Genomic DNA, 21,821 nt, shown 5'->3' with positions numbered 1-21,821 from the left:
GTATTGGGTTATCGTTTTGTTGCGATTGTGTTATGATACGTTTAACTATAAACGATCAGCATAATGGAAGAAGAGGTAGGAAGCATGCTTTATTTGATCAGGAAAATTTTCTCCCTGCTGGACAATGTTCGCTTGAAAAAAAAGCTGTTTATTTCTTATATTGTCGTGGCATTCGTCCCAATTGTGATCGTTGGCGTTTACTTGACAGAGCAGTTTCGCAATCATGTGCTGGAGCAGGCGACTGAACAGTCCTACAACAATGTAGAGCGTATCAAGACTCAGCTCGAGGATGTCGTTCAGCGACCAATTGATATATCAGGCGTATTAATGAGCGACACAGATTTATCGAAGATTACGAATACGCAATTTGCAAGCACTTACGAGGTTGTGGAAGCGTATCAAAACTATCGCAGCTTTAGGGATTACATTAATCTGTACAGTGAAATTTACAATATTCGTTTTTATATGGACAACCCAACCTTGCTGAACAACTGGGAGTTTATCCAGATCACGAAGGACATCTCGACGTCTGCCTGGTACAACTATACGGATCAGAGCGGCTTGATTTACTGGGGCTACATTCCTGACGAAACTAAAAAAAATGAATCATTCGTTTCATTGGTACGCAAGGTTGAATTTCCGCTGTATCGCTCCAAGGGCGTGCTGGTGATGAATATAAACCCGGCCGCACTGCAAAATATAGTGCGTCAGGAAACCTTTGATACGTACATTATCGATAGCAGCAATATTATCGTAGCAGCCAAAAATCAACAGTTTGTGGGCAAGCAGCTTTCTGAGCTGGACTTTTCCGTTGGACGCAGCGATTGGGAGATCGGCCAGTATGAAATAGAGGTGGATGGACATCCATCGCGCATTATCGTTGAGGAATTAAAGCCGCAGTACAGTCAAAACGGGTTTAAAATTATGTCGATCTTTACAATTGACAGCATAGTGGAAGGAGCAGAGCGCATTTCCGTGCAGGGGTTGTTAATTATTTTGGCCAGCCTGCTGTTGTCTATGGTATTGATCTATGCGACCTCGTCCTTGCTTTCAAAACGGATCCTGTCGCTTGTTAAAAATATTCATAAGCTCGGTACAGGCGATTTGACTGTCACCTCTACTATTGCTGGCAACGATGAGGTCGGTTTGCTGTCGCGGCAGTTCAATAATATGGTCAGCAGCATACGCGAGCTAATGGATCGAGTGCGCGACACTGAAAATCAGCGCAATCAGCTCGAGCTGCGGCAAGGTGAAATTAAGCTGAAAATGATGGCCAGCCAAATCAATCCGCATTTTCTGTTCAATGCGCTCGAATCGATTCGCATGCATGCGCATATTAAAGGCGATAAGGAGCTGGCAAGCATCGTTCGCATGCTTGGCAAGCTTATTCGCAAAAATCTTGAGGTTGGCTCCGGCTCGGTCAAGATTGCGGATGAGGTGGAAGTGATTCGCTATTATTTGGCGATTCAGCAGTTTCGATTTGGCCAGGAGCGGCTTGATTTTGAGCTGCATGTGGATGAGGCCGCGCTTGAAACGAAGCTGCCGCCGCTGCTTATTCAGCCTATTGTCGAAAATGCGGTCGTTCATGGCATGGATCAAGTGCTGGAGGAAGGCAAGGTTACGATTAAGATTTCGTTAGAGGAGGACAAGCTGCAAGTTGTTATAGCCGATAACGGAACCGGCATGGATGAAGCTCGCATGCAGCAGGTTATTGAAATGATGAATCAGCAGGATGAAGTAGAAGGAACACGGATTGGCTTGCGCAACGTGCATCAGCGTTTAATCTCCATTTTTGGCGATGAAGCTGGCTTGCATATTGCTTCGAAGCCAGGAGAAGGAACGACTGTGTCTTTTTCAGTTCATATGGGAGGCCAAACGGATGTTTAAAGTAATGATTGTTGACGACGAACCGATGATCAGACAAGGCTTGCAATCATTAGTGGAATGGGACCATTATCAATTTGAAGTGTGCGCAGTTGCAAGCAATGGCGTAGAAGCACTGGAAAAATACAAAGAGCATCAACCAGAGCTTATACTGGTCGATATTCGCATGCCGATCATGGATGGCTTGCAAACGATTCATGAGCTGCGCAAGCTGGGAGCAGATTGTCGAATTTTAATTTTAAGCGGTTATGGCGAGTTTCAATATGCGCAGCAAGCGATCCGCTACCGTGTTGATGGATATGTGCTGAAGCCAATCGATGAGGACGAACTAATCGGGTTTATTGAAAAAATTAGCAAGGAGCTTATAAAAAAACGCAAGGAGCAGGAAATTAGCTCACAAACAGTTGGCTTGCTGAAGGAAGAGTGGCTAAAAGGATTTGTAGCTTGTGAATTGCCTGAGGAGCAGCTAACTGCTGAGCATTGGCAAAGGCTGTTTCATGCAGCTGAGGACAAGCTGACGCTGCTTTTGATTGAGACCTACAGCCGTGAGCATTCCTTGACGATTCGCAATCAGATCAAGCAGCAGCTTGCACAATTCGTTTATGAGCAAGGCTGGGGCGATGTATTTGCCAGTGAAGCCTTTATCGGAATATTGCTGCACCAGCTAAGCATGAACAGCTTCAAGCAGGAACGAGTTGAGGAAGTGCTGCGCCAGGCTTGCGGCGAGAGTGTGTATTATGTTGCTTTGCTCAGTGAGGAGCATGAATCGGCTCGTTCGCTGTATGAGCAGGTTCCTCAAATGAAGGAGCTGTTGAAGCAGCGTTTTTTTCTTCAAGAAAATAAAATGTACAGCTTAACGGAAATTAATGAAAGCTTGCAGCGTCCGGGAATAGCAGTTGAGCTTGGCAGCTCGGCGATTATTGAGCAAGGCTCGCAGCGGCTGTTGTATGGCATTGATGTTGGCAACAAGGAGCTTGTGAGCGAGCTGCTGGGTGAAATTGACCAACAGTTCAGAGCGCTGGGCCTTGCAGAGCAGCAAATTAAAAGCAGCTGGGCACAGCTGCTGACGCTCGTCATGAACCGATTGTCTACGCTTTATCCGAAGCAGCAGCTTGAGCAGGATTTGAAGGTTGTGACTCAGCTTTATTTGGCCCATCATAATCATTTGATGCTGTCGCGCCTAAAGGAGCAGCTGCATTCGATAATAGATCGCATCAGTTCAACGGAAAACAGCAATACGACAGTAATGAAGCAAATGATCGATTTTATTGATCGCCATTATATGGAGCCGCTGCGGCTGGAAACATTGGCTGAAATTTTCAATTACAATAGCGGATATTTGGGCAAGCTATTTAAAAATCATTCCGGAGAAAGCTTCAATACGTATTTGGATCATGTTCGCATCGAGCATGCAATCAAGCTGCTGCAGGAAGGCAAAAAGGTGCATCAGGTTGCAGAGCTGGTTGGCTATGCCAATGTTGATTACTTTCATAGCAAATTCAAAAAATATAAAGGCGTTTCCCCATCCACCTTTAAGCCCGGCGGAAGCCAAAGTGCCCAGGACATGAGCTAATAATATAAACAAAAAATTAGCCGAGGAGCAATGCGCTGTTCCTTAGCGACGCAAAAAAGGGTTTATTCAGATAGTCGGTTTTCATCGACTTTCTGAATAAGCCCATTTTTAATTCTTGATTTCATTACGCTGCATTAGTAATATTTTTAGCTGACTGCGATGTTTTTTCTAATTTTTATGGTGAAAATCGATAAAGTTATATGATTTTATGACAAATAATTTGGGTATTGGAGCGCTTTCAACTGTACTAAAATAATAGTAATGAATATGCTTTCACAGAACGAAGGAGCATCATGTAGTAGGAGGAAGTCGGATGAAATCGCAAACAACAGAACTGAGCAGTCCAGCAAATGTAAGCAAGACAAAGCGTTTCTTTCGAACGATGGTTCAACAGAAATACTTGTATCTAATGTCTTTGCCATTTGTTATTTGGGTCGTTATTTTCAGCTATGTTCCAATTTGGGGCTGGCTAATGGCTTTCCAAAATTACAAACCGCGAAATGGTATTTTAGATCAAGAGTGGGTCGGTTTTAAGCATTTTATCGAATTGTTTTCCGATGAGCGCTTCTATCTAGTACTGCGCAACACGCTGGCGATGAGTACGATGGGCTTGATTGTAAGCTTTACAGTGCCAGTTATATTCGCACTATTGCTGAATGAGCTTCGCCAGCAGTTTTTCAAGCGCACCATTCAAACAATTGCTTACTTGCCGCACTTTGTGTCTTGGGTCGTCGTATCGGGTATCGTTACGAAAATGCTATCGACAGATGGCGGTGCAGTTAATGAATTGCTAATGAGTCTCAATCTGATTGATCAGCCTATTCAATTTATGGCCAAGGGCGAATGGTTCTGGGGTATAGTGACGGTAGCTGATGCCTGGAAAGAAACCGGCTGGAATACGATTATTTTCCTGGCAGCCATGTCGGGGATAGACCCCGAGCTGTATGAAGCCTCGACCGTTGATGGAGCGGGAAGGTTCAGGAAAATGTGGCATATTACGCTGCCGGGTATTCGGACAACCTTTATGGTATTGTTCATTCTATCCATCGGTCACTTGATCAGTATCGGATTTGAAAAGCAGTTCTTGCTAATGAATCCATTAGTTATTGATTATGCTGAGGTATTGGATTTATACGCATTGAATTACGGCATTAACCTGAGCAGATATTCTTATGGTACGGCCATCGGTATCTTCAACTCGGTAGTCAGCATAATTCTCGTATTCCTTGCCAACTTTATTTACAAAAAGGTTACGAAAGAATCTGTCATCTAGGAGGAAATAACGATGAGCACGCAAAAAGGCTTGCTAAAGCAACGTTCGATCGGCGATAGAGCATTTGATATTTTCAACATTCTGTTTATGATAACAGTTGGAATTGTGACGCTTTATCCTTTTCTAAACGTATTAGCCATATCATTCAATGATTCAGTTGATACAGTCCGCGGCGGCATAACGATTATTCCTCGTGAGTTTACGTGGGAAAACTATAAAACGATTTTTGCCTATGACACGCTGCTGACTGGCTTGCGCAACACGGTGCTTCGTACCGTGCTGGGAACGGCGATCGGTGTTATGACGGCGTCCATGCTTGCCTATACGCTTAGCCGGGTCGACTTTCAAGCCCGCAAGTGGATGTCGCCGCTGTTCGCTATGACAATGTATTTCTCTGGCGGTATGATTCCAATTTATATGCTTATGCGTCAGCTAAGCCTGATCGGCACATTTGAAGTATATATTTTGCCGGCATTGTTAAGCGTATGGAATGTGTTTATCGTCCGCTCATATATCGACGGCTTGCCGTATGCGCTGCAGGAATCCGCCAAGCTGGACGGAGCGAATGACTGGGTTATTTTTTGGAGAGTCATTCTCCCGCTATGTACACCTGTACTGGCGACAATCGCCTTGTTTGTTGCAGTCGGTCACTGGAATGCCTGGTTTGATACTTACCTGTACAACAATCAGAAGCCGGAATTTACAACCTTGCAGTACGAGCTTATGAAGGTGCTGCAATCAACCTCGACTGGCACCAACTATCGCGATCCGAATGCACAGCAAGCGATTGCTTCTGTATCGCCGGAGTCAATTAGAATGGCGATTACGATCGTGGTTACGGTACCGATTTTGTTCATCTATCCGTTTTTGCAAAAGTATTTTGTTAAAGGGATGACATTGGGAGCTGTAAAAAGCTAACCCGAATTTGATATTACTGGGATGCCAGGTCTAAACCAGGCATCTCAATAATATAGATCCACATATAAAAAGGGAGGCACTACGATGAAGAAAGTAAAACTGGGTCTTAGCTTGCTGCTCGTTATGACGATGTTGTTTTTAGCAGCATGCGGCAATAATAACGGCAACGCTGGTACAAGCAATTCTGGCAGCGAGACTGGCAATGGAGAAAGTCTTGAGCCGATGACAATTCGCCTTGCATCAGGCGACAACAACCCGCAATGGGACAATATGCAAAGCGATATTGGTAAATTTCTACAAGAAAAAACAGGAATTACAATTGAGCAAGAGTTTCCAGTAGGCGGCTCTGATGCCGATATGTTTGCACTTATGGTAGCTAGTGATGAGTACCCTGATCTTGTTATGCCTAAAGGCAATGTCAACAAGCTGGTTGATGCTGGAGCATTACTCGACCTTCGTCCACTGCTTGAAGAGCATGCGCCTAACATTATGAAAGTATATGGAGAATACATGAACCGTCTTGCTTACAGCAAGAATGATGATGCAATCTACACACTGCCGCTTGATCCTGTAGACCATACTTATTTTGACGCTGGCGGCGGCTTCCAGATTCAGCACCAAGTGCTTGAAGAGTTGGGTTATCCGGAAATTAAAACAGTAAAAGATTATGAAAACGCCATTAAAACTTATTTGGAGCAAAATCCAACAACTGAGGATGGACAGCCACGTGTCGGTCTATCGCTTAACGGTGGCGAATGGCAAATTTTGATTTCTGTTACGAATCCTGCGTTCTATGCAACGGGCGCACCAGATGACGGTGAATTCTACGTTAACCAGGACACTTATGAAGTTATGATGCACTATCAACGTCCAGAGGAAAGAGAATATTTCCGCTGGCTGAACCATATGAACGATATTGGCTTGCTTGACAAAGAATCGTTTGTACAAAAATATGACCAGTATAAAGCGAAAGTTGCATCTGGTCGTGTCATCGGTCTGATTGACCAGGATTGGGACTATGCTGAAGCAGAAAATGCATTGAAGGCTGAAGGCAAGTTTGATCAAACGTATGCAAACTTCCCTGTAACACTTGATGAAACTTTTAAAGATGCTTCTTACATGGGCACTGGTTATCTGGCTAGCTATGGCATCGGAATTACAGTAGATGCAAAAGATCCTGTTCGCATTATTAAATTCCTTGACTACCTGGCTTCTGAAGAAGGTCAAATTCTTGTAAACTGGGGTATTGAAGGCAAGCACTACAATGTAGATGAAAACGGCAAACGCGTCATCCCTGCGGATGTGCTTGAACAAAAAAATAACGATAACAACAACTTCAAGAAACAAACAGGTATTGGCAACTACTTCATGTCTGCTCGTTATGGCGATGGAGTGCAAGATTCAACTGGCAACTACTATACAACGAACTTCCCAGAGCAAATTATTGCGGCATATTCTGAAGCCGACAAGAAAACACTTGCAGCATACGGCAAAACGGTATACAAAGATTTCTGGCCATCTGAGGATGAGTTCGAAGAGCGCAAATACGGTGCAGGCTGGACAATCAACTTTGACACTGCATCGGATGCAAATGTTACGTTCCAAAAATCTCAAGATTTGATGAAGAAATATATTCCACAAGCGATTCTTGCTGATCCAGCAGACTTCGACAAAATTTACGACGAGTTCCTTGCTGAGCTGGATAAAATCGGCGTTCAAAAAATGAACGAAGAGTACTCCCAGTTAATTAAAGATCGCGTTGAAATGTGGGGAGAATAAGCAATTATAAATGTTAATGGCAAGAGCCCAGCAATGGGCTCTTCGCTGTATTGTAGAGCAGAGGAGAGAGCGGTTAATGATTAATGAGAAGTTGCCGAAGATGTGGTATGGCGGAGATTATAATCCCGAGCAATGGGACGCAGCGACTATGGAAGAAGATATTCGCATGTTTAAGCTTGCCAATATTGATGTTGCGACTGTTAACGTATTTTCATGGGCGTTAATCCAGCCATCTGAGGATGAGTATGATTTTTCCAAGCTTGATGCGATTATTGAACGCTTGACCAAGGATCAAATTTATATTTGCCTCGCTACCAGCACTGGTGCTCATCCTGCCTGGATGGCTCACCGCTATCCGGATGTCACGCGCGTCGATTATGAAGGGAGAAAACGCAAATTTGGCGGTCGCCATAATTCATGCCCGAACAGCCCGACATACCGCAAATATTCGGCAGCGATTGCAGAAAAGCTGGCAGAACGCTATGCAAGCTATGAAGGACTTGTCGTATGGCATGTATCCAATGAATACGGCGGCTATTGCTACTGTGACAATTGTGCAGAGGCGTTCCGCAGCTGGGCAAAGCAGCGCTACGGTACACTTGAAGCCTTGAATAAGGCTTGGTATACAACATTTTGGGGCCATACCTTTTATGATTGGGCTGAAATAGTGCCGCCAAACGCGCTAAGCGAGGAATGGAGCGGCAATCGCACTTCGTTCCAGACTATTTCTCTCGATTATCGCAGATTCCAATCCGACAGCTTGCTGGAATGCTTCAAGCTGGAATATGACGCGATTCGCAAATATTCCAAGGATGTGCAAATTACGACCAACCTAATGGGAACATACCCGGAGCTTGACTATTTTAAATGGGCAAAGGAAATGGATGTAGTATCGTGGGACAACTACCCATCGCTCGATACGCCGTTCAGCTTTACGGCGATGTCGCATGCTTTAATGCGCGGCTTGAAGAGCGGGCAGCCGTTTATGCTGATGGAGCAGACACCGAGCCAGCAAAACTGGCAGCCATACAATTCCTTGAAGCGTCCTGGTGTAATGCGGCTGTGGAGCTATCAGGCTGTAGCACATGGTGCGGATACGGTCATGTTTTTCCAGCTTCGCCGCTCGATTGGCGCCTGTGAAAAATATCATGGCGCAGTTATTGAGCATGTAGGGCATGAGCATACTCGTGTATTCCGCGAGTGCGCAGAGCTGGGCGCGGAGCTTGTCAAGCTGGGCGATACGCTGCTTGATTCTCGCCATCAATCGAAGGTTGGCATTGTCTACGACTGGGAAAATCGTTGGGCGCTTGATTTAACAAGCGGGCCAACAATCGATTTGAAATATGTGGAGCAGGTTCATCGCTATTACGATGCATTCTTCAAGCAAAACATTCAAGCAGATATGATTAGCGTTGAAGAGCAGCTTGATCAATATGAGATCGTGGTCGCGCCTGTCATGTATATGGTCAAGCCGGGTTTTGCACAAAAGGTAGAGCAGTTTGTCGCCAATGGCGGCACATTTATTACAACCTTCTTCAGCGGAATCGTAAACGAGAACGATCTCGTTACGGTTGGCGGCTATCCTGGCGAGCTGCGCAAGGTGCTCGGCATATGGGCAGAGGAAATTGATGCGCTGCTGCCATCGCAAAGCAATCAAATTGTAATGAAGGATGCTTATGGTGCCCTTCAAGGGGAATACTTCTGCAACATTTTGTGCGACCTTATTCATAGCGAGGGTGCGGAGGTGCTGGCAACCTACGGAAGCGATTTCTATAAAGGCATGCCGACCTTGACTAAAAATCGCTTTGGCAAAGGCGACGCCTGGTATGTTGCGACAAATGGCGACGAAGCATTTTTAAGCGATCTGATTAAAACAATTGTTGAGCAGCGGGGAATTAAGCCGTTAATTGCCCCTGTCGCTGGAGTAGAAGTAACTGAGCGGGTGAAGGGGGAGCAGCGCTTTTTATTCGTGCTTAACCATAACAATGAAGCAGCGGAAGTTGATTTAGGCGATATTTCCGGCATGGATTTGCTTACCAACCAAGCCGTAAGCGGCCACGTTTCATTAGCAAGCAAAGGCGTAATGATCATCTCATATTAATAATTGGGACTACAGCGCTAAAAAAGGATTGTTTGGATTGTCAGTTTTTCACTGACTTTCTGAACAATCCTTTTTTTTACAGTAGGCCTTTGATAACGCAGCAGTCGTACATAGCCGACCGTCACTTTAATGAATGTTTTACATAGAAACTTTTTAAGTTGTAAACAATATTAGCAATGCAAGGAGGATGAAAGATGAGTAAACAAAAACAACAATCTAAAAAATATTCGAGATCTAATTTGAGCGCTCAGGAGTATCAAAGCTTGGCTAAAACGAAGGAGCCTCCGAGAAGCATTTTGAAAAATTGTATCATGTCATTTCTTATTGGCGGAGCGATTTGCTGCTTTGGTCAAGGGGTAACTGAATTTTATATGTACATTTTCAAAATGACCTCTCAACAAGCGTCAGACCCAACCGTTGCAACATTAATATTAATTGCGGTCATCTTAACGTCATTTGGCGTTTATGACAAATTCGCTCAATTTGCCGGCGCTGGCTCGGCAGTTCCCGTAACGGGCTTCGCCAACTCTGTTTGCTCTGCGGCGTTAGAGCACCGCAGCGAAGGCTTAGTGCTTGGTGTGGGCGGCAATATGTTCAAGCTTGCCGGCTCCGTTATCGTATTTGGTACGATTGCAGCATTTTTTGTCGGGATCGCCTATATTGTGCTCGGCATAGGAGGTCATTAATATGCTTGCAGGACAACAAACCTGGAAGTTTCAGCGCCAGCCTCATATTATTAGCACAGCGACGATTGTCGGGCCCGATGAAGCGCTAGGACCGCTTAAGGACAGCTTTGACAAATGCTACGATGAATTGGAAATTTACGAAAAATCGTGGGAAAAAGCAGAGCGCCGCTTGCTGTCAGAGGCAACCTCGCTTGCCTTATCGAAAAAAAATTTGACGGCGGATGATTTGCAAATTTATGTAGGTGGAGATTTACTTAATCAAATTATTACGAACAACTTTGTGGCAAGAGAACTGAAGATTCCATACTTAGGTGTGTTTGGAGCGTGCTCTACCTCAATGGAAGCGTTGGCGATTGTCGCTCAGCTCGTCAGCACTGGCGCGGTTAAAAAAGGAATGGCTGCCGCTAGCAGCCACAACTGTACAGCCGAGAAGCAATTCCGCTACCCGACAGAATATGGTGCGCAAAAGCCTCCAACTGCCCAGTATACGATCACGGGAGCTGGAGCAGCTGTCGTGGCGCTGGACGGAGACGGACCTGCGATTGAAGCTGCTACAATCGGCAGAGTCATTGATCTTGGCATTACTGATCCGTTCAATATGGGAGCAGCGATGGCTCCTGCTGCAGTCGATACGATTATTGCCCATCTTAATGATATGAATCGTACGCCAAAGGACTATGATCTTATCGTCACAGGCGACCTAGCCAGAGTAGGGCATCCGATTGCTACCGATTTGCTGCTGAAGGAACAGGTGCCAATTAATACAACGCATTTTGATGATTGCGGCTTGATGATCTATAACATTGATGATCAGCAGGTGGAAGCTGGCGGCAGCGGCGCAGCTTGCTCAGCAGTTGTCACCTACGGACATATTATGAACGAGCTTAATAAAGGACATTTGCGCCGAGTACTCGTCGTCGCAACTGGAGCTTTGCTTTCTCCAATTTCCTACCAGCAAGGAGAATCCATTCCATGCATTGCCCACGCTGTAGCCTTGAAGGGCAAGGGGGTGGAGTAGGATGATTTATTTATGGGCTTTTATTGTTGGCGGGCTTATTTGTGTAATTGGTCAGCTGATGTTTGATGTGGCGAAGCTGACCCCTGGTCATACGATGTCTATTCTGGTTGTTACGGGCGCCATTGTGGACGGCCTCGGCTGGTATGAGCCGCTTGTCAAATTTGCGGGTGCGGGCGCTACTGTACCGATTACAAGCTTTGGCAATGCGCTTGTGCACGGTGCTCTGACCGAGCTGTATGAAACAGGCTGGATAGGCGTAATTTCCGGCATATTCAAGCTGACGAGCGCGGGGATTTCATCAGCGATTATTTTCTCCTTTCTCGCAGCTTTGATTGTAAGGCCAAAGGGCTAATGTTGTGCAAAATAAAACTAGAAAACAAGCAAGGGGTGTCCCTCGTCTGCATGACGAAAGGGACACCCCTTGCTTTGTGCTGCTAGCTCTCAGACACACTCTTATCTCGAGCGGACTGCAGAACTTCACGAATGCTAGCTACAAGTATTTGCTCGATTTCATGCAGTTTGTTTTTTATAAGCGCTCCTTCAGTCAGAATCGCCCGTTCCTCTTCAAAGCTTGCAGCCTCAGCCAGCGCGGCATTGCTAAGCTTCATCTGTGCACGATAGCGTTCAGCGACCTCCTGCAGCTCAGCTTTGAAACGTTCATCGGTGTGCGGGGCAATAGCAATTTGATACATATCGATAAGTTCATCGCTTTCCAGCACCGGGTCATATTCATGCGGCGCCGTGCTATCGAATATAGCAAAGCCGAGCGGGCGGCAGATGACCATATCCAGGCTGTCCGGATCTAATCCGCACTGATAAACCTCAAGCTCGTAGCCAAGCTCTTCTCCTCTTGCGACAAGCTTGCGGAGCAGGGTAGATTTGCCTGAGCCAGGACGGCCTTTAATAAAATAGCGCTTAAGTCCGGCAGTCAGCTCTGGTACAAAATCAATCGCTCCCTTCGGCGTTGCTGCACCTAGAAAGCGATAAATGGGCTCATTTCGCTCGTCTGTCAGCTCGCGATCAGGAAATAGCTGATGCGCAAGCTGATCAGCAAACGCATTGGCAGCTCTAAAGTTGCTTTGTTCAATATAAATTTTTTCCCATTCATCATGAATACGTAGCGCTTGCTCGTAGCCGCGATAGGCTTGATGGTGCTTGGTAATGATCTCAGTTGTCAAACGATCGATGCGGTTTAGCAGCCCCTGAATTTTTTTCATATCATAGAAATCAAATACATTAAGTATTGCAGCGGGTCCTTTATGGAGGTCTAGCAGAATCCGGCTTTCAGGGGTTGAGCTGAAAACAGCCATTTTAATCTCAGGGAATATAATGCCTTGCAGATGGTCAGGGCTGGATGGATGGTAAACGAGCTCCAAATGTTCAACATCCTCATGCAATGTCTCATATAGACGCTGCATAATTACACAGTTATCTGACAAGTAAGGCCCATCAACCACACATAGGTACTTATAGTGCTTTAACGTATTCTGGATTAGACTTTTATATCCTTTGGCGGTATTTCCCGATAAAAAATATGAAATCTGTGTCAAGTGCTCACGCACCTTTCCTGAAGAACTTTGGGGAACAGTACATAGTATTTACTTAAGCCCAAATGTGTGCATCGTCCAATTGAACAGCAGCCAGCATGACAGGCCTGCAATGTCAAATTTAGATAAATTAACAAAGGAAATTGTAATTGCCTACAGAAATATACAAACAGCAGCCATTTTGATATATATCCGTTTGCAGATGCTCTATAATTGAATAAGCAGCTAGTGTTTGCAGCTTGTATTGATAAAGACTAATAGAGGTATTTCAAAAAGCAGCCTTTTTGGAATTCGCATTTACTAGGAGGAAATCATATGAACAATCGTTCAATTGCCATGCAAGCTTGTAATCAAATATTGCAGCAATTAAGCTCAGCTATTTTAGGAAAAGAGAATGAAATTGAGCGGTTACTTATAGCGATTCTCGCTGGAGGGCATGTTTTGCTAGAGGATGTGCCCGGAACGGGAAAAACTCAGCTGGTCAAGTCGCTCGCTACCGTATTGGGCGGCCAGTTTCGTAGAATCCAGTGCAACCCCGATTTGCTTCCTACTGATATTACAGGCGTATCGATTTTCCATCCAGCAGAGCAGCGTTTTGTATTCCGCAGCGGGCCTGTACACACCAATGTTTTACTAGCAGATGAAATTAACCGCGCTACGACTAAAACCCAGTCTGCCTTGCTTGAAGCGATGGAAGAAGGCTATGTTACGGTTGATGGCGAGGGATACAAGCTTCCAGAGCCGTTTATTTTGCTGGCCACGCAAAATCCGATTGAATTTGAAGGCACCTATTCGCTGCCTGAAGCGCAGCTTGACCGTTTTATGCTGAAGCTTACGCTGGGCTATCCTTCCGCAAAGGATGAGCAAGCGATGATTCAGCAAATCGAGCGCATTCATCCTGCCGATCATATAAAGCCATGCATTGAAATCGGGCAGCTCATTCATATTCGTCAGTTTGTCGATGCTGTGCATTTGGATGATTCCGTAGCAGCGTACTTGCTTGCTTTAATTCAAGGAACGAGGGAGCATGTCTACCTGCGTCTCGGCGCTAGTCCGCGCTCTTCGATTTCTTTGGCGAAGGCTGCTCGTGCCAGAGCTTTTCTGCATCAGCGAGATTATGTCATTCCAGATGACGTGAAACTGTTGTTTCCTCATATTATTGGACATCGCGTTTTGCCAAGCATGGAGGCAAAAATGCAAGGAGTGACAACGGAGCAGGTGCTTCAGCAATTGCTGGACGCCACTCCAATTCCGCTATCCGTATTGCGATAGGGGGATGACCAGATGAAGCGTAAAACAAAATGGCTCGCATTGCTTGCTTTATACAGCACCAGCTTGCTTTATTATTTGTTTCAGGGCGGCCGCAGCTCCATTTTATTATTTGGCATATTGAATGCGCTGCTGTTGTATTTGCTGCTTTATTATGTACTAGGCATGCGCAAGCTGACAGGCGCTCGCCAAATCGGAGAGAGCAACCAGCATGATAAGCAGTATATGGCCGGTCAAAAAATAGCTGTGCAGGTTCGTCTGCAGCACAGCAGTCTTATTCCAATGCCTTATATGAAGCTGGAGGAGCAGCTGGTGCGCCATGACGGAACCGTCCAGCACATGCAAGGCACGGTTATTCCAAATGTATTTCGCGAGGTGGAGTGGACTTACTCCTTTGATCAGTTGAAGCGGGGCATTTATCAGTTTAGCCCGCTTGCCTGCTCGACCTTTGATGTTTTTGGTTTGATTGAATATAAGCGAACGATTGACAGCCCCGATCAGTTTCAGGTGCTGCCGCGCCTGATGAGCGATGTTAACTGGGAGCAGCTGTTAAGCGGCAACAAAGGCCGCTACCACCTGCATTCCCATGACCGCATGGCGAAGGAAAGCAATCAGCAAAGCGGGATTCGCGATTACGTATACGGCGACCGCTTGAGCCGTGTACACTGGAATGCAACGGCTCGCACGGGCCACTGGAAATCAAAGGATTACGAAAAGGAAGCGATGCCGAAGGGGATCGTCATTCTGGATCGTTATCGCCCATTGGGCGCTGCGGACAAAGCAAGGGATGATGATTCATTTGAAGCGCTTGTTTCGATCGCTGCCTCCTTGCTGCAGTATGGCATGCAGCAGCAGCAGCTGTTCGCGCTGCTTTCTCCGGGCAAGGAGCTTTGGAGCAGCAGCAGCTTTTACGGCACGGCGGCATATTGGCAATCGATGAAGCATCTTGTAACGGTTGAGCCGGACAGTGAACGGCCACTAAGCCTATTGCTGCAGCGGGCCATGCTGGATTTGCCGCTGGGCAGCACATTAATGATCGTCACGGCCGATGCATCCTCCGAGATGGCTGCAGCCGCTGCGTTATTGAAGCAGAAAGGCTTTTCTCCGATTATTTTCTATACGAAGGGCCAGCGCAAGGAGCAGGCTCATGATTCGGGGATGCGTGCCTTAGCTTATTCCGGTATTCCTTTTCATGACTTAAGCGCTCACGCACAAATGCTTAAGGCAGCAGGAGGTGAGGGCTAATGGGTAAAATGGGCAAGCATCATCTCATTGACCGCTTGCTGCCCTTGCTGGCAGTTTTGTTTGTGCTGGATATTTTAGCGGTATTCAGAGGCTATTGGTGGAGGGACACGTATCATTCCATCTATTGGTCGCTTGCGATCATTGCAATTATTAATTTCATATTCCCAAAGCGCCATTTTGCACTTCGCATACCAATGGATATATTGATCAGCATACTCGTTGTTTTCCGAGTTACATGGCATCGCCAGCCGGAGCTGGTTGAGCATTTCTCGGAGCGGCTGCCGATCATTCATCCGTTTATGGAAATTACGATAGGTGTTGTGCTTGTGTTGATGCTGCTGGAACGGCTGGCAGTAAACAAGCGGAGGCTGGCGATCGCATTTGCCATTGGTCTGCTCATCCTGACGATTCGCGATTCTTTTTCGCCGCTGCGGCTTTGGCTTAATATCGCGATTTTGGTCATTCTATTTTTAATATGGCATACGCTGCAGCACTATCGTGCATTGGACAGCGGCACCTTTACCAAGCTGATGAAGCGGCCGTTTGCCGCCTTCGCCCCGGCGGTTGCAGTTTTGCTGTGCATTACGATGGTCGGCGTCAGCTTGCCGCATGGCCCGCCGCTGCTCGAGGATCCGTATGCGCTGTGGAAAAAATCAAGAGGCGAGGTCATCCCCGCTTTTCTGGGGGACAAGGGCTATGTCAACACCAATTCGAATCTGGTCACGACTTCAGGCTACAGTCGAGATACCTCTCAGCTTGGCGGCGGCTTCAATTATGACTACTCGGCGGTTATGTCGGTTGAAACAACACATAAAGGCTATCTAAGAGGCGAAACCAAAAGCATTTATGATGGCAAGGGCTGGATCGACAATCAGGATCTTGCGTTAAGTGAAATCATCAAGATTGGAGAGGACCTTGCAGCTCGTAATGAGCCGCAAGCGCAATATAATGAGGTTGTGCAGAAGATCAGCATTAACGAAAAGCGCACCTTCCCGGTTTTATTTGTCAACGGGATTGCCGAGCGGATTGAGGAATATGTTCAGGATATTGGCGGGTCGCAGCGCGAGGAACCGCGGCTGCAGCCGCTAGGAGCAGGCTTTCCGCTAAGAGATTATAATTGGGACAGAAATTCCAACAGCATTATAGCATTTCCAGAAGTTGATCCGATTCCTGTTGCTCATTATGCTGTCACCTCCAAGGCGATGATTATTGATACGGAAGGACTAAAGGCAGCAGAATCGTCGCTCGATGCTTTTGCCGAGCAAAACGTACTGCATCAGTTTTATGTCGATGTGCCGGAGGTTGTGCCAGCACGGGTATATGAGCTGGCTGAGACGGTTACAGCGGCAGCTAAAAATGATTATGAGCGCGCTTTGCTGCTGGAGCAGCATTTGCGTATGAACTATGCCTATACCAACCTGCCGGATACGTCGCTTTTGACCGGACAATCTCAGGATTTTGTTGATCAGTTTCTATTCGAGCTGCAGCAGGGCTATTGTGATTATTTTTCTACTGCGATGGTGATTATGGCCAGAACGCTAGGTATGCCTGCTCGTTGGGTTAAAGGCTATACGGCCGGCATTAACGAGCAAGATCAGCTAATGATGAATAGCAACCCTTATTTTCAGGAGCAATGGGAGCCGAGCACGAGCGGCACATTTACGGTCCGCAATGCGGATGCTCACTCATGGGTTGAAATTTATTTTGAAGGCTATGGCTGGGTTCCATTTGAGCCGACACCAGGCTTTTCGATTCCGCAGCAATACGGCTCGCAGCAGCAAGCGGATGATCTTCTGCTAGAGCTGCTGCCTTCAAGTGAGCCAGCTGCTGAAAGCGAGACAGCTACAGTGGAAAAAGACTGGACGCTCACTGACAAGCAAAAAAGAATGATCTGGTGGACGAGCGCATTATTGCTGCTTGTCATTGTGGCTGTGCTGCTTTGGTACTATCGCAAAGGTGTAGCGACCAATTGGCGCAATTTGCGGTATAGATCGTACACAAGCAACCAACGAATTGTAGAGGAAACGAATCGCTTGCTTAAGCAGGGCAAACGGAAAGGCTTGCCGTTCAGCAGCACCTCGACATTGCGCGAAACGCTGCAGAAGTGGAAGGAATACTATCCGGCGCTGGCTGCGGAGCTTGATGAGCTGCTGCAGCTCTTTGAAGCGGCGAGCTACAGCAAGCTGACGATGACTGAACAGCAGGTGGAGCAAGCAAGAGCTATTGCAGAGAAAGTAAAACTGCAATGGAAAAAATGAAAATAGAGTAGTCATTTCATTCTTTTTCTTCTATTATATATAGTGGAAGATTAAAAGAAATGGATTGCGATATTGACCCCGTCCGCAAGCTTCGATTTGTGGGCGGGATTTTGTTTTGCAACCGATTGAAAAACTATGGTATAGTTTCGTAAGAAACACGATGCAGAGGAGTTCGATGAATGATCGAAGTATTTCTTCCCAAATTAAAGGTAAGGTCGATATACGATATCCCGCTGGACGAGCTGTACGCACAAGGGATACGCGGCGTCATTACCGATCTCGATAATACATTAGTCGGAGCGAAAACTCCGCTTGCTACCGAAGCGCTAGTGAAGTGGCTAGCAACCGTAAAGGAAAAAGGAATTAGAGTCGTGATCGTGTCCAACAATGATGACAGCAGAGTCGGGAAATTTGCGCTGCCGCTTAGCTTGCCATATATTCATGCAGCGCGCAAGCCTGCGCAGCGGGCATTTCGCCAAGCGCTGAAAATGCTGGAGCTGGAGCCGCAGCAGACGCTGATGATCGGCGATCAGATGATGACGGATGTATTGGGCGGCAACCGCATGGGCCTGTACACGGTGCTGGTTGCACCAATTGCGCCGCATGAGGAAGGATTGGGAACCAAAATCAATCGCCGATTGGAACGAATCGCGATTGCAAGGCTGCGCAGGCGCGGCTTATGGCAGGAGGAGGAAAACAAATCGTGACACAACATCAACAGAATGAGCTGAGCTGTGCAGGCTGCGGCGTGCGGATTCAGACAGAGAGCAAGGAGCTGCCGGGCTTTGTACCAGTGTCAGCATTGGAAAAGGAACCATTAATATGTCAGCGCTGCTTCCGTATTAAGCATTACAATGAAGCGGCATCTGTAGCGGTAGATCAGGACGATTTTTTAAGGCTGCTGAGCGGAATTGGCAATACGAAAGCGCTGGTCGTGCATATCGTGGACATTTTTGATTTTGAAGGCAGCTTGATTTCCGGCTTGCAGCGCTTTGTCGGCAACAATCCGGTTTTGCTTGTTGTCAACAAAATTGATTTGCTGCCCAAATCGCTTAATATGAATCGAGTTCGCAACTGGGTGCAGCGTCAAGCGAAGCAGGAAGGCCTGCGTACCGTCGATGTTGTCCTGTGCAGCGCCAAGCGCAACATTGGCTTTGAGCGAGTGATTGAAGAAATCGAGCGCTATCGCGAGGGCCGCGATGTATACGTAGTAGGTGCGACAAATGTGGGCAAGTCAACGCTGATTAACCGCTTGATTCACGATTACAGTGATTTGGAGCAGGAGCTGACTACATCGCGCTACCCTGGCACGACGCTTGATGCGATTCATATTCCATTGGATGATGGCAAGGCGATTATTGATACGCCAGGCATCGTCTACAGCAGCAGATTGACGGAAATCGTTCCACGCAGCTTTCTTGGCACGCTGCTGCCAGACAAGCCGATCAAGCCGCTAGTCTATCAGCTTAACGCTGGACAAACGTTGTTTATGGGCAGCATTGCCAGATTTGATTTTGTAGAAGGGGAGCGCCAATCCTTTACGCTTTATGTTGCTAACGGACTGAATATCCACCGTACGAAGCTGGAGCGAGCCGATCAGCTGTATGAAGAGCATAAGGGCGGCTTGCTGGGCGGTCCTGCGAAGGAGCAGCTGGAGGAAATTCCAGCCTGGACGCGCCATTCCTTGCGAGTCAAGCAAGGCAGCTACAGTGATATTTATATTTCCGGATTAGGCTGGATTCAAGTAAATAGTGACAGTGGCGCGCTTATCGACGTTTACGCGCCTAAAGGCGTCAAGGTCATTCAACGTCCTTCGATGATATAGTGCATAGTTGAGGTGAATAAGTGCATGACAGATAGCAGCTTGGATTTAAGCGGGTGGCGAGCGGCCAACCCGGATAAAGCGTTGTACGCGGTAATTGGCGATCCGATTGCGCAGTCTAAATCGCCGATAATGCATAATCGGGCATTTGCCGAGCTTGGGCTTGATGCGGAATATCGTGCGTTTCTCGTAAAGGAAGAGCAGCTGGAGCGCTTTATCGCCGAGGCGAGAGCAAGCCGCTTAGCCGGCTTGAATGTGACGATACCGCATAAGCTTCATGTAATGAAGCATCTTGATGACATCGATGCGGATGCAGAGGAGCTTGGCGCAGTCAATACAATCGTCAATGATAATGGCAGGCTGATTGGCTACAATACGGATGGAATCGGCTATGTGCGCTCATTGAAGGAGGAAGCGATTGCTTCCTTGCAGCAAAAAGAAATTGTTGTTATTGGCGCTGGTGGGGCGGCAAGAGGAATTGTGCATGCACTGCTGAAGGAGCAGCCTGCGAGCATCGCGCTTGTCAATCGAACGGTAGCGCGCGCTGAAGAGCTGGTTGCATCCTTAAAGCATCAGGGCGAGCTGCGTGCTTGCGGCACTGATCAGCTGCAGCTGCTATGCGCTTCGGCAGATGTTGTTATTAATACGACCTCCGTCGGCATGTATCCCCATGAGGATGAGCAGCCGGCGCAGGGCAGCTGGCTAAAGGCGGGAGCTGTCGCCAGCGATCTAATTTATAACCCTTTGTATACGAGCTTTGTAGAGGATGCCGAGCAGCATGGCTGCATAAAGCACGGCGGACTTGGCATGTTTATTTATCAGGGAGCGTTTGCCTTTGAATATTGGACAGGCAAGCAGGCTCCAGTAGAGGCAATGAGGCAGGCCGTATTGGCGGCCTTGAAGCAAAAGCACATTGTCGAATAATGGACTATATTGTAATGAGAGAGGTTTATTGAATGCTAACTGGAAAACAAAAAAGATTTTTGCGTGCGCAAGCCCATCATTTGACGCCAATTTTTCAAATCGGCAAGGGCGGCAGCAATGAGCAATTGATTCGCCATATCGAGGAGGCGATTGAAAAGCGCGAGCTGATCAAGCTGTCCGTCCTGAACAATTGCCTTGAGGACCCGAAGCAGCTTGGGCAGGAGGTAGCTGAAGCTTCAGGGAGCGAGCTGGTGCAGGTCATCGGCAAGACGATAATCCTTTATAAGGAGTCCAGAGATCATAAGACGATTGAGTTGCCTTAGAGGACATCAAGGTTTATCGCACAGGGAGTGGCAGCATGAGCAGGATAGGAATTATGGGGGGCACATTTGATCCGATTCATATCGGTCATTTAATTGCGGCTGTATCTGCTATGGAAGCAGCGGAGCTGGACGAGGTATGGTTTATTCCGGCGGCTACCCCGCCGCTAAAGCCTAATGCTCCGATAGCAGATGAGCAGCATCGTCTGGAAATGGTTAAGCTCGCTACCCGTCATGAGCCGCGTTTTCGCGTACTCGATATTGAACTGAAGCGAGGCGGCACAAGCTATTCCATTGATACGATTGCCTCATTGATGGAGCAGCACGAAGGGTGTGACTTTCATTATATCGTCGGCTCGGATCGCATCCATGATTTGCCGCAATGGCATCGCGCCGAGGAGCTGCGGCAGCGTATCGGCTTTATTGGCTTGAATCGTCCATCCGCACCGCTGCAGCCTGAGCTGCTGCCGCAAGCATGGCGATCAAGCGTGGCGATCATAACGGCGCCGCAAATTGAAATTTCCTCGACAGAGCTGCGCAAGCGGGCTGCTCAAGGAAAATCGTTGCGCTATTTTGTAGCAGATGAGGTCGAGCAGTATATAAGGAGGTATCATCTGTATGAATAGAGAAGAAATAATAAAGTCGGTATCGGGCCAGATGCCCGAGCGAAGATGGATTCATACACTTGGGGTAATGAGCACCTCGAGACAGCTGGCTGAGCAATACGGCGAGGATCCCGAGCGAGCAGAGCTGGCGGCCATTATCCATGATGTAGCGAAGTTTTGGCCAGTTGAGCAGCAGCGCAGCTATATTGTGGAGCATCAGCTTGATACAGAGCTGCTGCAATACAATAAGGAATTGTGGCATGCGGAGATTGGCGCGCATGTAGCATGGGCACAATATGGAGTAGAGGACCAGGGCGTACGCGATGCGATCCGTTATCATACCTCAGGTCGCGCCGGGATGAGCAAGCTGGAAAAAATCGTATGGCTTGCTGATTACATTGAGCCCAATCGCAGCTTTCCAGGTGTCGAAGAAGCGAGAAAACTTGCGGAAATTAGCTTGGAGGAAAGTATTTTATTCGGACTTAATGCAACCATAATGATATTAATAGAAAAACATCGCATCATCTATCCAGGCACGCTTGCAGCACGCAACAGCTTGCTTGCTGCCAAGCTGGATTAGTCTGTTGGTACTGGATCAA

The 21,821-nt window shown here is 47.1% G+C and carries 19 protein-coding genes; 18 read left to right on the top strand and 1 reads right to left on the bottom strand.

All coding sequences use genetic code 11. From position 1 onward, the window contains the following. The first annotated feature begins 93 nt into the window (after nucleotides 1-93). The 9 genes from KJS52_RS12220 (at nucleotide 94) to spoVAE (ending at nucleotide 11,584) form a co-directional block, all read left to right on the top strand. Entirely contained in the window at nucleotides 94-1,887 is a 1,794-nt protein-coding gene (locus KJS52_RS12220; protein ID WP_246563481.1) for a cache domain-containing sensor histidine kinase, read from the top strand. Then, nucleotides 1,880-3,457 (top strand): response regulator transcription factor, encoded by a 1,578-nt coding sequence (locus KJS52_RS12215; protein ID WP_213515426.1) that lies wholly within the window; start codon nucleotides 1,880-1,882, stop codon nucleotides 3,455-3,457. The genes KJS52_RS12220 and KJS52_RS12215 overlap by 8 nt, the downstream gene beginning before the upstream one ends. Before the next feature lie 382 nt (nucleotides 3,458-3,839). Further along, a complete protein-coding gene (locus tag KJS52_RS12210) occupies nucleotides 3,840-4,730 on the top strand; it encodes an ABC transporter permease (RefSeq protein ID WP_373871361.1) in 891 nt (296 codons plus the stop codon). Nucleotides 4,731-4,742: 12 nt separating this feature from the next. Then, the gene (locus tag KJS52_RS12205) at nucleotides 4,743-5,648 is read left to right on the top strand and encodes a carbohydrate ABC transporter permease (protein ID WP_213515422.1); all 906 of its coding nucleotides are present in this window, start codon (nucleotides 4,743-4,745) and stop codon (nucleotides 5,646-5,648) included. 84 nt (nucleotides 5,649-5,732) lie between these two features. Next, nucleotides 5,733-7,427 carry an ABC transporter substrate-binding protein gene (locus tag KJS52_RS12200; protein ID WP_213515419.1) on the top strand — a complete coding sequence of 565 codons (1,695 nt, stop codon included), beginning with the start codon at nucleotides 5,733-5,735 and terminating at the stop codon, nucleotides 7,425-7,427. A 76-nt stretch (nucleotides 7,428-7,503) separates the two neighbouring features. Further along, nucleotides 7,504-9,528 (top strand): beta-galactosidase, encoded by a 2,025-nt coding sequence (locus KJS52_RS12195; RefSeq protein ID WP_213515417.1) that lies wholly within the window; start codon nucleotides 7,504-7,506, stop codon nucleotides 9,526-9,528. Nucleotides 9,529-9,722: 194 nt separating this feature from the next. Next, the gene (spoVAC, locus tag KJS52_RS12190) at nucleotides 9,723-10,214 is read left to right on the top strand and encodes a stage V sporulation protein AC (protein ID WP_213515415.1); all 492 of its coding nucleotides are present in this window, start codon (nucleotides 9,723-9,725) and stop codon (nucleotides 10,212-10,214) included. Nucleotide 10,215: 1 nt separating this feature from the next. Continuing rightward, on the top strand, nucleotides 10,216-11,232 hold the full coding sequence (spoVAD, locus tag KJS52_RS12185) for a stage V sporulation protein AD (RefSeq protein ID WP_213515414.1): 1,017 nt from the start codon (nucleotides 10,216-10,218) through the stop codon (nucleotides 11,230-11,232). A 1-nt stretch (nucleotide 11,233) separates the two neighbouring features. After that, complete coding sequence (gene spoVAE / locus KJS52_RS12180) at nucleotides 11,234-11,584, top strand: stage V sporulation protein AE (protein WP_213515413.1); 351 nt, start codon at nucleotides 11,234-11,236, stop codon at nucleotides 11,582-11,584. An 82-nt stretch (nucleotides 11,585-11,666) separates the two neighbouring features. Here spoVAE and KJS52_RS12175 read toward each other — a convergent pair whose 3' ends face one another. Further along, nucleotides 11,667-12,782, bottom strand: coding sequence for a hypothetical protein (locus KJS52_RS12175; RefSeq protein WP_213515411.1), 1,116 nt, complete (start codon nucleotides 12,780-12,782; stop codon nucleotides 11,667-11,669). Nucleotides 12,783-13,094: 312 nt separating this feature from the next. Between KJS52_RS12175 and KJS52_RS12170 the strand changes: the two genes are divergently transcribed. The 9 genes from KJS52_RS12170 (at nucleotide 13,095) to yqeK (ending at nucleotide 21,802) form a co-directional block, all read left to right on the top strand. Then, complete coding sequence (locus KJS52_RS12170; protein ID WP_213515409.1) at nucleotides 13,095-14,051, top strand: AAA family ATPase; 957 nt, start codon at nucleotides 13,095-13,097, stop codon at nucleotides 14,049-14,051. A gap of 12 nt (nucleotides 14,052-14,063) precedes the next feature. Then, nucleotides 14,064-15,293: a DUF58 domain-containing protein gene (locus KJS52_RS12165; protein WP_213515408.1), complete on the top strand. Its 1,230-nt coding sequence runs from the start codon at nucleotides 14,064-14,066 to the stop codon at nucleotides 15,291-15,293. Beyond that, a complete protein-coding gene (locus KJS52_RS12160; RefSeq protein ID WP_213515406.1) occupies nucleotides 15,293-17,551 on the top strand; it encodes a DUF4129 domain-containing transglutaminase family protein in 2,259 nt (752 codons plus the stop codon). Before KJS52_RS12165 ends, KJS52_RS12160 begins: the two co-directional genes overlap by 1 nt. Before the next feature lie 179 nt (nucleotides 17,552-17,730). Further along, nucleotides 17,731-18,258, top strand: coding sequence for a YqeG family HAD IIIA-type phosphatase (locus KJS52_RS12155; RefSeq protein WP_213515405.1), 528 nt, complete (start codon nucleotides 17,731-17,733; stop codon nucleotides 18,256-18,258). After that, entirely contained in the window at nucleotides 18,255-19,376 is a 1,122-nt protein-coding gene (gene yqeH / locus KJS52_RS12150) for a ribosome biogenesis GTPase YqeH (protein ID WP_246563480.1), read from the top strand. The genes KJS52_RS12155 and yqeH overlap by 4 nt, the downstream gene beginning before the upstream one ends. Nucleotides 19,377-19,400: 24 nt before the next feature. Then, nucleotides 19,401-20,297, top strand: a complete 897-nt coding sequence (gene aroE, locus KJS52_RS12145; RefSeq protein WP_213515401.1) for a shikimate dehydrogenase — start codon at nucleotides 19,401-19,403, stop codon at nucleotides 20,295-20,297. 32 nt (nucleotides 20,298-20,329) lie between these two features. Then, entirely contained in the window at nucleotides 20,330-20,620 is a 291-nt protein-coding gene (gene yhbY / locus KJS52_RS12140; protein WP_213515399.1) for a ribosome assembly RNA-binding protein YhbY, read from the top strand. A gap of 35 nt (nucleotides 20,621-20,655) precedes the next feature. Next, the gene (gene nadD, locus KJS52_RS12135) at nucleotides 20,656-21,243 is read left to right on the top strand and encodes a nicotinate-nucleotide adenylyltransferase (protein ID WP_213515397.1); all 588 of its coding nucleotides are present in this window, start codon (nucleotides 20,656-20,658) and stop codon (nucleotides 21,241-21,243) included. Further along, nucleotides 21,236-21,802 carry a bis(5'-nucleosyl)-tetraphosphatase (symmetrical) YqeK gene (gene yqeK, locus KJS52_RS12130; RefSeq protein WP_213515395.1) on the top strand — a complete coding sequence of 189 codons (567 nt, stop codon included), beginning with the start codon at nucleotides 21,236-21,238 and terminating at the stop codon, nucleotides 21,800-21,802. The genes nadD and yqeK overlap by 8 nt, the downstream gene beginning before the upstream one ends. Nucleotides 21,803-21,821: the final 19 nt, after the last annotated feature.

It is taken from the genome of Paenibacillus montaniterrae (genome assembly GCF_018403185.1).
Taxonomy (GTDB): Bacteria; Bacillota; Bacilli; order Paenibacillales; family Paenibacillaceae; genus Pristimantibacillus; species Pristimantibacillus montaniterrae.
Note: the sequence above shows the minus strand (reverse complement) of the source record. Positions and strands in the feature narration are given on the sequence as shown.

What these genes read in the sequence shown, in the direction of transcription:
- KJS52_RS12215 (WP_213515426.1), top strand. Translation starts at nt 1,880, where the DNA reads ATGTTTAAAGTAATGATTGTTGACGACGAACCGATGATCAGACAAGGC.
- KJS52_RS12210 (WP_373871361.1), top strand. Translation starts at nt 3,840, where the DNA reads ATGGTTCAACAGAAATACTTGTATCTAATGTCTTTGCCATTTGTTATT.
- KJS52_RS12205 (WP_213515422.1), top strand. Translation starts at nt 4,743, where the DNA reads ATGAGCACGCAAAAAGGCTTGCTAAAGCAACGTTCGATCGGCGATAGA.
- KJS52_RS12200 (WP_213515419.1), top strand. Translation starts at nt 5,733, where the DNA reads ATGAAGAAAGTAAAACTGGGTCTTAGCTTGCTGCTCGTTATGACGATG.
- KJS52_RS12195 (WP_213515417.1), top strand. Translation starts at nt 7,504, where the DNA reads ATGATTAATGAGAAGTTGCCGAAGATGTGGTATGGCGGAGATTATAAT.
- spoVAC (WP_213515415.1), top strand. Translation starts at nt 9,723, where the DNA reads ATGAGTAAACAAAAACAACAATCTAAAAAATATTCGAGATCTAATTTG.
- spoVAD (WP_213515414.1), top strand. Translation starts at nt 10,216, where the DNA reads ATGCTTGCAGGACAACAAACCTGGAAGTTTCAGCGCCAGCCTCATATT.
- spoVAE (WP_213515413.1), top strand. Translation starts at nt 11,234, where the DNA reads ATGATTTATTTATGGGCTTTTATTGTTGGCGGGCTTATTTGTGTAATT.
- KJS52_RS12170 (WP_213515409.1), top strand. Translation starts at nt 13,095, where the DNA reads ATGAACAATCGTTCAATTGCCATGCAAGCTTGTAATCAAATATTGCAG.
- KJS52_RS12165 (WP_213515408.1), top strand. Translation starts at nt 14,064, where the DNA reads ATGAAGCGTAAAACAAAATGGCTCGCATTGCTTGCTTTATACAGCACC.
- KJS52_RS12160 (WP_213515406.1), top strand. Translation starts at nt 15,293, where the DNA reads ATGGGTAAAATGGGCAAGCATCATCTCATTGACCGCTTGCTGCCCTTG.
- KJS52_RS12155 (WP_213515405.1), top strand. Translation starts at nt 17,731, where the DNA reads ATGATCGAAGTATTTCTTCCCAAATTAAAGGTAAGGTCGATATACGAT.
- aroE (WP_213515401.1), top strand. Translation starts at nt 19,401, where the DNA reads ATGACAGATAGCAGCTTGGATTTAAGCGGGTGGCGAGCGGCCAACCCG.
- yhbY (WP_213515399.1), top strand. Translation starts at nt 20,330, where the DNA reads ATGCTAACTGGAAAACAAAAAAGATTTTTGCGTGCGCAAGCCCATCAT.
- nadD (WP_213515397.1), top strand. Translation starts at nt 20,656, where the DNA reads ATGAGCAGGATAGGAATTATGGGGGGCACATTTGATCCGATTCATATC.
- yqeK (WP_213515395.1), top strand. Translation starts at nt 21,236, where the DNA reads ATGAATAGAGAAGAAATAATAAAGTCGGTATCGGGCCAGATGCCCGAG.